This window comes from Acidobacteriota bacterium (assembly GCA_028875725.1).
In the GTDB taxonomy this organism is placed as follows: Bacteria; Acidobacteriota; Thermoanaerobaculia; order Multivoradales; family Multivoraceae; genus Multivorans.
The window spans coordinates 206717-220749 of record JAPPCR010000006.1 but is presented as its reverse complement, the minus strand read 5'-3'; the positions used below and the strand labels follow the sequence as shown (position 1 = coordinate 220749).

The 14033-nt window shown below is 69.2% G+C and carries 2 protein-coding genes (1 of these 2 cut by a window edge); one reads left to right on the top strand and one right to left on the bottom strand.

Annotated features, from left to right (window positions below; all coding sequences use genetic code 11):
- Positions 1 to 10: 10 nt before the first annotated feature.
- The gene (locus OXI49_02870; protein MDE2689426.1) at positions 11 to 2272 is read right to left on the bottom strand and encodes a response regulator; all 2262 of its coding nucleotides are present in this window, start codon (positions 2270 to 2272) and stop codon (positions 11 to 13) included.
- Positions 2273 to 2803: 531 nt separating this feature from the next.
- Between OXI49_02870 and OXI49_02865 the strand changes: the two genes are divergently transcribed.
- Positions 2804 to 14033, top strand: partial view of a hypothetical protein gene (locus OXI49_02865; GenBank protein ID MDE2689425.1) — the beginning only. The gene runs 19457 nt beyond the window's last position; only the first 11230 of its 30687 coding nucleotides appear in the window; its start codon is at positions 2804 to 2806; the stop codon falls past the right edge of the window.

The window sequence follows — 14033 nt, the reverse complement described above, 5'->3', positions numbered from 1 at the left end:
CCGCCCCTGGCTACGGCCCGCCCTCTGGCCGCGGCATGCGGTAGCCAACGCCCCGCACGTTGAAGATCCACCTGGGCTCGGCGGCCTCCTCGCCAAGCTTGGCGCGTAACTGCTTGACGAAGTTCCGCACCAGGTCGAACCGGTCGAGGCCGCGCCCGGGCCAGACCTCCTCAAGCAGCTCGCGGTAGGACACGACCCGCCCCGCGCCGAGAGCGAGGACGCGGAGCAGCTCGTACTCGGTAGCCGTGAGCGGAACCTCGCGGCCGGCGACCGTCACGAGGCGCCTGTCGTGGTCGATGGCGAGGTCGCCCTGCACGAACCGTCCGGGACGGGCGACACGGCGCAACGCGGCGCTGACCCGGGCGGTGAGCTCCGTCGGCGAGAACGGCTTGACGAGGTAGTCGGCGGCGCCCGCCGCGAGTGCCCGGGCAACGGTCTCGTCGCGGCCGTAGGCGGACATGAACACGACCGGCTGCCGGCCGAGTCCCGGCACGCTCGACAGCAGTTCGATGCCGTCGGCGCCGGGCAGGACCAGGTCGAGGAGGACCAGGTCGGGCTCTTCGGCGGCGAGGATGCGGGGCAGGTCCTCGGGGTCGCCGGAGACCAGCGCCGCGTAGCCGGCGGCGGCGAGGGTGTCGCGAACGTAGCGCAACATCTTCGGGTCGTCGTCCACCACGAGCACCCGGCCCTTCCTGGACTGATCGGCAGGCCGCCCGCCCCGACTCCCCTCGACGCCAGGCGGGCCATCCTCCGCCGCCGGCACCGTGAAGGTGAAGCGGCTGCCCTTGCCCGGTCCGTCGCTCTCCGCGCGAATACGGCCTCCGTGCGCCTCCACCAGGCCCTTGCAGATGGCGAGCCCCAGCCCGGCGCCGCGACGCCGGGCCGAGGCGCCATTCGAGTATCTGCGGAACAGGCGCGCCATCTCGCCGGGGGTCATGCCCTCCCCCTCGTCGGCGACCGAGAACGCGACATGGACGCCCGCCGGTTCCGCGGAGACGCGAAGCGGCGCCGATTCCGGCGAGTGCGCGGCGGCATTGGCGAGCAGGTTCGTCAGCACCTGCGCGATGCGGCGCCGGTCGGCCATGACCCGGGGCAGGTCCTCCGGGAGGTCGATCAGCACCGCGTGGCGGCCGCCGCCGCTGAGGAAGGTGGTCCGCGCGCGGTCGATCAACGAGGCGGCGGGAGACGGCTCGGGCGACACCGACAGCGTGCCCGCCTCGATGCGGCCGGCGTCCAGGAGATCGCCGATGAGGCCGCGCATGTGTCCGGCCTGATCGTGGATGATCCGGTGGAACTCGCGCATCTCGGCCGGGTCGAGTTCCGCCGCGTCCTCCAGCAGCGTGGCGGCCGAGCCGCGCACGGCGGCGAGCGGCGCCCTCAGTTCGTGACTCACCATCCCGAGGAAGGACGCTCGCTGGCGCTCGAGTTCCCGCAAGGGAGCGAGATCCTGCATGGTGACGACGACCGACGCGACTCCCTGCCCGGCCGGCGGGCGGATGGGCGTCACGTTGAGCAGCGTCGTGACACTGCGCCCGCCGGGCACGGAGAGTTCGACTTCTTCGGCGCGCACCATCCCCGCGTTGGCGATCGCCTCCGGCACGGAAACTCCGCTGAGGCCGATCTCGCGTCCGTCGGCGAAGCGGCAGGCGACGACGCCGAGCAGCTCATCGAGGGGGCGGCCCGGAACACGCAGGTCCGCGACGATGCGCCGCGCCGCGTCGTTGACAAGCACCGGTCGGACCTTCCTCGCGTCGAACACGACGACGCCGACCGGCGAGGTGTCGACGAGCGCCCGAAGCCGGGCGCCGGCGCTCCGCTCGGCGCGATGCGCGCGAGCGTTGGCGATGGCCACGGCGACCTGCGCGGCGAAGAGCGCCAGCACTTCCTCGTCCTCCGCCCCGAAGGCCGGCGCGCCCCGCTTGCCGGCGACGAAGACGTGGCCCTCGTAGCGGCTGGCGCGGCGAATGGGCATGGCGTGGAAGGAGTCCGAGAGCATGAGTTCCGGGGAGAAGCCCTGGGACCGCACGAACGCCGGAAAGTCGTTCACGCGCAGGGGCTCCGGGAGATCGCGCAGGCGCTCGAAGAACCTGGGACCGTCCTTCCAGCCGACCAGCCGTTCGTACTCCTCGCCCGTGAATCCGGAGGCAAGGACGTTGCGGATCGCCTTGTCGTCGTTCACCGTGACGATGAAGCCGTAGCGGGCGCCGGTGAGCGCGCGGGCGCTGTCGATGGCCTCCTGCAGGACGGTTCTGACGCTGAGGCTGGAAGTCACGCGAAGGATCGCGGAACTCAGTTCGGAGAACGGAACTCGTCCGGGGCGGCGCCGGCGGCCTCGGTTCGAATGTGGTCTTGGTCGCGGCATCGGTCGGAGGCGCAGCAGTGCTCGTCCTGCCCCCGGCTCTTCCTTACACCAAGTTCAACATGCCGCGCCACTCCCGATTTGTAGATGTATTTCCGCTCCACTACACGAATCTGAGCAGAAAACAGCAATGAAAACTAATCAAGCACCACATATCCCATTTTGTAGGTAGAGAGAAACGGAAGCGCCGAACAGCGCCCCGGCGTCGACAGCCGCCGGAAGACGGACACGGGTGGCCGTTTCCTGACTCGTTCTACACGGCGAGCGCCCGCGCTCTTCGAGAGGTCCGCGGGAGACCCTCTCATCGCGCTTCTCGCCGCTTCCGGGCTGCCCGACCGGCAGCGCCTCGAAGCCTGCCTCGGCTTTACGCAAAACACACGGAAATGGGGGGGGGCACACGACCTATTTACTGCCGATCTTGTCAGGCTTGGAAGCAAGCGCCATTTGAAGTTTCGACCTGCGTTCAGAGCAGGCGAAACACCTGCTTTCAACGTGACTCCCAGGCCCCAATTCCACCGGCGGAAGCTCCGTTCCCTCAGCCGCGCGTCGGTCTGGCTCGCCGCGTCGATTCTGACCCTTCTAGGCCAGGCCGCCGAGGGCCAGACCTATCCGATCCCTACCGTCCAGTGGTACGCAGACTCCTTCGATGCGCCGACCTCGAACCAGACCAAGACGGCCAGCGAAGGCCAGACGGTGGCGCTGTTCATCCAACTCACGGACGTCACCCAGAAGTGGATCGACCAGAACCTGTCGATCACCATGAGCCTCACGACCAGGGGAGACGCAACGAGCGGCGCCGACTACTCGTCTCTCGGCCTCACCCCCGCCGTCACGGTGGACGCCGTCAACCGATTCGCCAAGGTCCAACTGGAGATCCTCGACGATGCGCTAGTCGAGGGGTACGAGACGGTGACCGTGTGCTTCGATCCCGTCGACGGACAGGCGGTGAGCTACTACGTCGCCAAGTCGTGCGCGCACGTCCGCATCCGGGACACCGACCGCGTCTACGTGACCCTCGGGCAGGACGCCGGCGCAGCGACTGTCGCGGAAGGCGCGGCGGCGTCGTTCACCGTGACACTGGAGCACTATCAAACACTGGTCACGGGGGTCTCGCTGAACGTGAAGGCGACCAACGGAAAGGCCAGCGCCGATGACTACACGCTGGTGAACCAAAGCCTCTACTTCGCTCCGTCGAGCCAACCCTTGGTGCCCCTGTCCAGGACGGTGACTTTGCGGACGACCCAGGACGAGGTGGCGGAGGGCGACGAGGACCTGTCGATCTCGATCTCTCTTAGCTCCCCGGACACGAACCCCTTCAGGGACTCGATCACGTTCGTGCGGAAGGAGAAGCGCGTGGTCATCCAGGACGACGACGTGGCGAGGCTGACGCTGACGCCGCCTTCCGAAGCCGTCGTGGAAGGGAATCCGGCGGTGTTCACGTTCTCGCTGACGAAACCCTCGGACCGTCCCATCGCCGTCTTCTGGGCATTCGGGTTGCAGTCGACGTTTACCGCCAACAAGTGGAGCGATCTCGACTCGGCCCCCTCCGGGAGTCTCCGCTTGGAAGCCGGCGAGACGACGAAGAGCCTCTCGATACCGACGCTCGACGACGCGGTGACCGAAAACGACGAGTACTTTCTGCTTGACGCAGTTCTCCTCAGGCGGGACCAGCTGGTGGGCGTCGTTGAGTCGAGTGATCTGGTCATCGCGGCAAGGGCGAACATCCTGGACAACGACGTCACGAGCGTGTCCATCGATCCGACTTCCATCAGCGTGACGGAAGGCGGCGCGGCGACCTTCAAGGTGCTGCCGGACGAGCCCGCAAAGGGCAGGGAAGCCAACGTCGAGGTCAGTTGGCAAACCGTCGCGGTCGAGGGCGGAGCGGAAGCCGGCGACGACTACACCGCCGTCGCACCGACCACCGTGACCCTGCTGCCGTCGGACAGGGAGAAGACGATCACGGTGCAGACGACCCAGGACGACGTCATCGAGGTGCCGGAGAGCTTCAAGGTCCGGCTGACCGCGGGCAGCAAGGCCAGCGTGACGACGGCGGAAGCGACCGCGAACATCGCCGACGACGACACCGACACCGTCGTCTCGCTGCTGGGACCGCCGGGGCCGGTGACGGAGGGCGAGACCGCGACGCTGAAGATCGTCAGATCGAAGGCGGCCCAGTTCGAGACGTACGTGACCTACATCGTCCGCGAGGGAACCGCGTCGAGCGCGGACTACACCGTCGCCGAGTCGACCCGGGTGACGTTCGCGCCCGGCGAACTGGAGAAGACGTTCACCATCCAGACCACCGAAGACGACATCGTCGAGGGCCCGGAGACGTTCACCGTCTTCCCGGGCGGCTACGGGGGGATCGCAAAGCCCAGCGGCAGGCCGACGGTCACGATCGCGGACGACGACACGGCGACGCTGGCCGTGTCGGGACCCGCGGCGCCGGTGGCGGAAGGCGACGCGGCGACGTTCACGGTGACCATGTCGAAAGCCGCGTCGACCCAGACGACGGTGTACGTGAGCACGGCGCTCTCCGGGCAGACGCCCGCGGAAGCCAACGACTTCACGGCCAAGTACCTCACGCTGACGTTCGCGCCCGGGGAGAAGACGAAGACGGTCAGCATCCAGACCACCGGGGACGCGCGGGTCGAGGAGGACGAGACGTTCGTCCTGCGCCTGTCGCAACCGGCGCTGCCTGCGGGCGTGACGCTGGGCACCGCGACGGCGACGGCGACCATCGAGGACGACGACGCGCTGACCGCGTCGGTGGCGGACGCAACCGTGTCCGAGTCGGCGGCAAACGCCGCGCTGACCGTGACCCTGAGCCAGGCGCCCGAACGCGCGGTCGCGTTCTCCTGGGCGACGTCGGACGGGACGGCGGCGGCGGGCAGCGACTACACGTCGGCCAGCGGCACGCTGACGATCCCGGCCGGCGCGACCACCGGGACGGTCAACGTGGCGCTGGTGGACGATCGGGTGGACGAGGCGGACAAGACGTTCACCGTGACCCTGAGCGACCCGCAACCGTCGGACCAGGTGACCCTGAGCGATGCCGCCGCCACGGTGACGGTGACCGACGACGAGGACACGCCGACCGTCACGCTGGCCCTGAGCTCGCGCGTCGTAAGCGAGAACGGCGGCTCGACGACGGTGACGGCGGCGCTCAGCGGCGCTTCGAGCGAGGACGTCACCGTGACCGTGGGAACGTCACCGGTGGCGCCCGCGGATACGAACGACTTCACGCAGGCGGGAACGACGCTGACGATCCCGGCGGGCGCCACCAGGAGCACGGGCTCGGTGACGCTGACGGCGGTGGACGACGAGGTCGTCGGCAAGACCAGGAAGGTGACCGTCAGCGGTTCCGTGGCCGGCGGCCGCGGCGTCGCGGCGCCGGCGGCGCTCACGTGGACGATCCTGGAAGACGACACCGCCAGCCTCAGGTTCAGCTCGCAATCGCTCGACGTGGACGAGGGCGAGAAAGCGACCTACACGATCACACTCTCGCGCGCCGCCGACCACGACATCCAGCTCCGTTGCTGGACCAGCTCGAGGAGCTTCGCCACCCCGGGAGTCGACTTCAGCAGAGTGAACATCCGCCTCACCGTCCCTGCCGGCAGCACCTCGGTCGCCTGCGACGTCCAGACCACGGAAGACACCCTGGTGGAGCACTCGGAGGCACTCTCGGTCAACTTCTCACGTACCGGCTCAGCGACCGACGGCATCTTCGCCGCTCCGGGCGGGGACACGGCCACTGGCTGGATCACCGACGACGATTCGGAGACGGTCGGCTTCGATCCCGCGTCGGTCACGGTGGCGGAGGGCGGCAAGGCGTCCTTCACCATCGAGCTGTCGAACGCGGTGAGCGACGACGTCACCGTCAAGGTCGACTGGCAGACCGCCGACGGCACCGCCGCAGCCGGCAGCGACTACACCGCCCAGACCGCGACCACCCTCACGATCGCGGGCGGGGAGACCTCGGCCACCGTGGAAGTCCAGACCACCGCCGACACCCTGGTCGAGGGCGACGAGACCTTCAGCGTCTCCCTGTCCAACGTGAACGCCGTCGTGTCGAGCGTCACCCTGGACACGGACACGGCGACCGCCACCGCGACGATCACCGACGACGACACGGCGACGCTCGACCTCGATCCCGCGTCCGTCACCGTCGCCGAGGGCGGCGCCGCCTCGTTCACCGTCGTGCTCTCCCAGGTCGCCGACAGCGACGTGACGTTCTCGTGGCAGACCGCCGACGGCACCGCCGCAGCCGGCAGCGACTACACCGCGCAGGCCGCGACCACCGCGACGATCGCCGCCGGCGACACCACGGCAACCCTGGAGGTCGCCACCACCGACGACGAAGTCGACGAGACCGACGAAACGCTGACGGTCACGATCGCGGCCGACAGCCTGCCAGACGGCGTCACGCTGGGGACCTCGACCGCCACCGGGACGATCACCGACAACGACACGTCGACGGTGTCGCTGGCGCTCAGTCCGTCGTCGATCACCGAGGACGGCGGCTCGGCCACGGTGACCGCGACCCTGAGCGCCGAGTCCAGCAAGGACGTGACGCTGGCGGTGGCGGCCATCGCCGTGTCGCCGGCGGTGGCGGGCGACTTCACGCTGAGCACCAACAAGAAGCTCACGATCGCCGCCGGCGCCACGACCAGCACCGGCACGGTGACGGTCGCCGCGGTCGACAACGACGTGGACGCGCCGGACAAGGAAGTCAGGATCTCGGCGACCGCTTCCGGCGGCCACGGCATCGGCGCGCCGCCGAGCCAGACCCTGACGATCACCGACGACGAGGGCGCGCCCACCGTGTCGCTGGTGCTGGGCTCGTCGTCCGTCGACGAGGACGGCGGATCGACCGCCGTCACCGCGACCCTGAGCGCCGTGTCGAGCGAAGACGTGACGCTGACCGTTTCGGCGTCGCCCGTGTCGCCGGCGGTGGCGGGCGACTTCAGCCTCAGCGCCAACAAGGAGCTGACGATCGCGGCGGGTTCGAAGACGAGCACCGGCACGGTGACGATCGCGGCGGTCGACAACGGCGTCGACGCCCCCGACAAGGAGGTCACGGTCTCCGCCGCCGTCTCCGGCGGCAACGGCGTCGCCGCGCCGGCGAACCAGACCCTGACGATCGCCGACGACGAGGACACGCCCACCGTGTCGCTGGTCCTGGCCTCGTCGTCCATCGGCGAGGACGGCGGCTCGACCGCCGTGACGGCGACCCTGAGCGCGGTATCGAGCGAAGACGTGACCCTGACCGTCTCCGGAGCGCCTGTGTCGCCGGCGGTGGCGGGCGACTTCAGTCTCAGCGCCAACAAGGAGTTGACGATCGCGGCGGGATCGACCACCAGCACCGGAGCGGTCACGATCACCGCCGCCGACAACGGCGTGGACGCCCCCGACAAGGAGGTCACCGTCTCCGCCACGGTCTCCGGCGGCAACGGCGTCGCCGCGCCGGCGGACCAGACCCTGACCATCACCGACGACGACACGGCGACGGTCTCGCTGGCGCTGGGATCCTCGTCGATCGACGAGAGCGGAGGCTCGACCGCCGTCACCGCGACCCTGAGCACGCCGTCCAGCCAGGAAGTGACGCTGGCGGTGGCGGCCATCGCCACGTCGCCGGCGGTGGCGGGCGATTTCACGCTGAGCGCCAACAAGAAGCTCACCATCGCCGCAGGCGCCACGACGAGCACCGGCACGGTGACGATCACCGCCGTCGACAACGATGTGGACGCGCCGGACAAGGAGGTCAAGATCTCGGTGACCGTTTCCGGCGGCAACGGCATCGCCGCGCCGGCGAGTCAGACGCTGACGATCGCCGACGACGACACGGCAACGGTCTCGCTGGCGCTGGGATCCTCGTCGATCGACGAGAACGGAGGCTCGACCGCCGTCACCGCGACCCTGAGCACGCCGTCCAGCCAGGAAGTGACCCTGACCGTGTCCGCCGCGGCCGTGTCGCCGGCGGTGGCGGGCGACTTCAGCCTGAGCGACAACAAGAAACTCACCATCGCGGCGGGGTCCACGACGAGCACGGGCACGGTGACGATCACCGCCGTCGACAACACGGTGGACGCGCCGAACAAGGAGGTGACGGTCTCAGCCGCCGTCGCCGGCGGCAACGGCGCCGCCGCGCCGTCCGACGTGACCCTGACGATCGCCGACAACGACACGGCAACGGTCTCCCTGGTCCTGGGTTCGTCGGCGATCGACGAGGACGGCGGCTCGACCGCCGTCACCGCGACCCTGAGCACGCCCTCCAGCCAGGAGGTCACCCTGACGGTGTCCGCGACGCCCGCATCGCCGGCGGTGGCCGGCGACTACACGCTGAGCACGAACAGGAAGCTCACCATCGCCGCCGGCTCCACCGCCAGCACCGGCACCGTGACGATCGCCGCCGTCGACAACGACGTCGATTCGCCCGACAAGGAGGTCACCGTCTCGGCGACCGTCTCGGGCGGCAACGGCGCCGCCGCGCCTTCCGACGTGACCCTGACGATCACCGACGACGAGGACGTGCCGACGGCGGCCCTGGTTCTGGGCTCGACTTCCATCGGTGAAGACGGCGGATCGACCGCGGTCACGGCGACCCTGAGCGCCGTCTCCAGCCAGGACGTCACGCTGACGGTAGCGGCAACGGCGGTGTCGCCCGCGGTAGCGGGCGACTTCAGCCTCAGCACCAACAAAACCCTGACCATCGCAGCGGGCTCGACGAGCAGCACGGGGGCCGTGACGATCACCGCGGTCGACAACGATGTCGACGCGCCCGACAAGGAGGTCACCGTGTCCGCCACCGCCTCCGGCGGCAACGGCGTCGCGGCGCCCTCCGACCAGACCCTGACGATCACCGACGACGACACGGCGACGGTGTCCCTGGAGCTCGGGTCGTCGTCGATCTCCGAGAACGGCGGCTCAACCACGGTGACCGCGACCTTGAGCATCGCGTCGAGCGAAGCGCTCGTGTTGACCGTGTCTTCCGCGCCGAAGGCGCCCGCCGTGTCGGCGGACTTCACCCAGACCGGCACGACGCTGACGATTGACGCGGGAGCGACGACGAGCACCGGCACCGTGACGATCAAGGCGGCGGACAACGCGGTCGACGCGCCCGACAAGGAGGTCACCGTCAGCGCCACCGTCACCGGCGGCAACGGAGTGCGGGCGCCGCCGTCGCGGGTCGTGACGATCACCGACGACGAGGACACGCCGACTGTGGCGCTCGTGCTGAGTCCGTCGTCGATCGACGAGGACGGCGGCGCCACGACGGTCACGGCGACGCTGAGCGCGCCGTCCAGCGCCGCGACCACGCTGACCGTGTCTTCGGCGGCAGTATCGCCCGGGGTAGCCGACGACATCAGTCAGAGCGGAACGAAACTGACGATCGCGGCGGGAGCGACGACGAGCACCGGCGCCGTGACGATCACCGCCGTCGACAACGATGTCGACGCGCCGAACAAGAACGTCACCGTTAGCGCGACGGTGTCCGGCGGCAACGGCGTGGCGGCGCCGGCCGATCAGACGCTCACGATCAACGACGACGACACGGCGACGGTCTCCCTGATCCTTGGTTCGTCGTCAATCTCCGAGAACGGCGGCTCCACGGCCGTGAAGGCGACGCTGAGCACGGAGTCGAGCCAGGCAGTGGTCGTGACCGTCTCGGCTGCTCCGGTGTCGCCGGCCGTGGCGGGCGACTACACGCTGAGCGCCAACAAGAAGCTCACCATCGCCGCCGGAGCGACGACCAGTACGGGCTCCGTGACGATCACTGCTGCGGACAACGCCGTCGACGCACCCAACAAGAGCGTCACAGTCTCCGGCACGGCAACAGGCGGCAACGGAATCGCCGCGCCCTCCGACGTGACCCTGACGATCGCGGACAACGAGGACACGCCGACGGTGACCCTGGCGTTGAGTTCGTCGTCGGTCACCGAGGACGGCGGCTCCAGCACGGTCACGGCAACACTCAGCGCCGTCTCGAGCGCGGACGTGACGCTCACCGTTTCCGCAGCCGCGGTGTCGCCTGCCGTGGCCGGGGACTTCACGCTCAGCACGAACAAGAAGCTCACCATCGCGGCGGGTTCCACGACCAGCACGGGAGCCGTGACGATCACGGCGGTCAACAACGATGTCGACTCTGCCACCAAGAGCGTCACCGTGGCGGCCGCCGTCTCGGGCGGCAACGGCGTCGCCGCGCCGGCCAACCAGACCTTGACGATCACAGACGACGACACGCGGACGGTGTCGCTGGCCCTGGGCTCCTCCTCCATCGACGAGGACGGGGGCTCCACGACGGTGAAGGCGACACTCAGTGCCGTATCGACCCAGGAGGTCGTCGCGACCGTCTCCGCCGCAGCGGTCTCGCCGGCGGTGGCAGGCGACTTCAGCCTCAGCACCAACAAGAAGCTGACCATCGCCGCGGGGGCGACGACCAGCACCGGCACCGTGACGATCACCGCCGTCGACAACGATGTCGACGCCCCCAACAAGAGCGTCACCGTCTCCGCAACCGCGACCGGCGGCCACGGAGTCGCCGCTCCCTCCGATCAGACCCTGACGATCGCGGACGACGACACCGCGACGGTCTCCCTAGTCCTGGCCTCGTCGTCGATCGACGAGGACGGCGGCTCGACGGCGGTCAAGGCGACCTTGAGCACGGAGTCGAGCGAGGCGGTGGTCGTGACCGTCTCGACTGCTCCGGTGTCGCCGGCGGTGGCAGGCGACTACACGCTGAGCGCTAACAAGAAGCTCACCATCGCCGCCGGCACCAAGACCAGCACAGGGACCGTGACCGTGACTGCCGTCGACAACGCCGTCGACGCGCCCGACAAGAGCGTCACCGTGTCCGCGACCGCGACCGGCGGCAACTCGATCGCCGCGCCGTCCGACGTGACGTTGACCATCGCTGACGACGAGGACACGCCGACCGTCTCCCTGGTCATGAGTTCGTCGTCGGTTTCCGAAGACGGCGGCTCCACCTCTGTCACGGCAACCCTGAGCGCCGTCTCCAGTCAAGCCGTGGTTGTGACGGTCTCGGCTGCTCCGGTGTCCCCGGCCGTAGCGGGGGACTTCACGCTCAGCACCAACAAGACCCTTACGATCGCGGCGGGGACGACAACGAGCACGGGCGCCGTAACGATCACCGGCGTTGACAACTCGGTGGACGCACCGAACAAGAATGTGACTGTGTCCGGCGCCGTTTCGGGCGGCAACGGCGTCGCCGCCCCCTCTGACGTGACGCTGACGATCAGCGACGACGAAGGCACGCCGACGGCGACTCTGGTCCTGAGCTCGTCGTCGGTCACCGAGAACGGCGGCTCCAGCACGGTCACGGCGACGCTCAGCGCCGTCTCCAGCGCGGACGTGACCCTCACCGTCTCCGCGACCGCCGTGTCGCCGGCCGTGGCTGGCGACTACACGCTCAGCACCAACAAGAAGCTCACCATCGCGGCGGGCTCGAAGACCAGCACCGGCACGGTGACGCTCGTGGCCGTAAACAACGACGTCGACTCGGCCACCAAGAGCGTCACCGTCTCGGCCGCCGTCTCGGGCGGCAACGGTGTCTCGGCCCCGGCCAACCAGACCCTGACGATCACCGACGACGACACGCGGACGGTGTCCCTGGTCCTGGGCTCTTCCTCCATCGACGAGGACGGCGGCTCCACGACGGTGAAGGCGACGCTCAGTGCCGTATCGACCCAGGAGGTCGTCGTGACGGTCTCCGCCTCGGCCGTGTCGCCGGCGGTGGCAGGCGACTTCTCTCTCAGCGCCAACAAGAAGCTGACCATCGCAGCCGGCGCCACGACGAGCACCGGGACCGTGACGATCACAGCGGTCGACAACGACGTCGACGCGCCCAACAAGAGCGTCACCGTCTCGGCCACGGCGACGGGCGGCCACGGAGTCGCCGCCCCCTCCGATCAGACCCTGACGATCGCGGACGACGACACCGCGACGCTCTCCCTGGTCCTGGCATCGTCGTCGATCGACGAAGACGGCGGCTCGACGGCGGTCAAGGCGGCGCTGAGCACCGAGTCGAGCGAGGCGGTGGTCGTGACCGTCTCGGCGGCCCCGGTATCGCCGGCCGTGGCGGGCGACTACACGCTCAGCGCCAACAAGAAACTGACGGTCGCCGCCGGCACCAAGACCAGCACAGGCACGGTGACCATCACGGCGGTCGATAACGCCGTGGACGCGCCCAACAAGAGCGTCACCGTTTCTGGCGCGGCGACGGGCGGCAATGCAATCGCCGCCCCCTCCGATGTAACGCTGACGATCAACGACGACGAGGACACGCCCACGGTGTCGCTGGCGCTGAGTCCCTCCGCGATCTCCGAGGACGGCGGCTCGACGACGGTCACGGCAACCCTTAGCGCCGTCTCCAGCGCGGACGTGGTCCTTACCGTCTCCGCTTCGCCGGTGTCGCCGGCCGTGTCCGGGGACTACACCCTCAGCGCCAACAAGACCCTCACGGTCGCAGCGGGATCCACGACCAGCACCGGCACGGTGACGATCACCGGCGTCGACAACGACGTCGACGCCCCCGACAAGAGCGTCACCGTCTCGGCAACCGCGACGGGCGGCAACGGTCTCTCGGCGCCGTCGAACGCGACCCTGACGATCAACGACGACGAAGGCACGCCGACGGCGACCCTGGTCCTGAGCTCGTCGTCGATCACCGAGAACGGCGGCTCCAGCACTGTCACGGCGACGCTAAGCGCGGTCTCCAGCGCCGACGTGACCCTGACCGTCTCCGCCGCCGCCGTGTCGCCGGCGACTTCTTCCGACTTCACGTTGAGCACCAACAAGACCCTGACCATCGCGGCGGGCTCCACCACCAGCACCGGCACGGTGACGCTCGTGGCCGTAAACAACGACGTCGACTCGGCCACCAAGAGCGTCACCGTGTCGGCCGCCGTCTCCGGCGGCAACGGCGTTGCGGCGCCGGCCAACCAGACCCTGACGATCACCGACGACGACACGCGGACGGTGTCGCTGGCCCTGGGCTCCTCCTCCATCGACGAGGACGGCGGCTCCACGACGGTGAAGGCGGCACTGAGTGCCGTATCGAGCCAGGAGGTCGTCGTGACGGTCTCCGCCGCGGCGGTTTCGCCGGCCGTGGCCGCGGACTTCTCTCTCAGCAGCAACAAGAAGCTGACCATCGCCGCCGGCGCCACGACGAGCACCGGGACCGTGACGATCACGGCGGTCAACAACACAGTGGACGCGCCGAACAAGAGCGTCACCGTCTCCGCCACCGCGACCGGCGGCCACGGCTTACCCGCCCCTTCCGATCAGACCCTGACGATCGCCGACGACGACACGGCGACGCTCTCTCTGGTCCTCGGCTCGTCCTCCATCGACGAGGACGGCGGCTCCACGGCCGTAACGGCGACCCTGAGCACGGAGTCCAGCCAGGACGTCACACTGACCGTCTCGGCTGCTCCGGTGTCGCCGGCCGTGGCGGGCGACTACACGCTCAGCACCAACAAGAAGCTCACCATCACTGCGGGATCGAAGACCAGCACCGGCACGGTGACGATCACGGCCGTCGACAACGCCGTTGACGCGCCCAACAAGAGCGTCACCGTCTCCGCAACCGCGACGGGCGGCAACTCGATCGCCGCACCGTCCGACGTGACGCTGACCATCGCGGACGACGAGG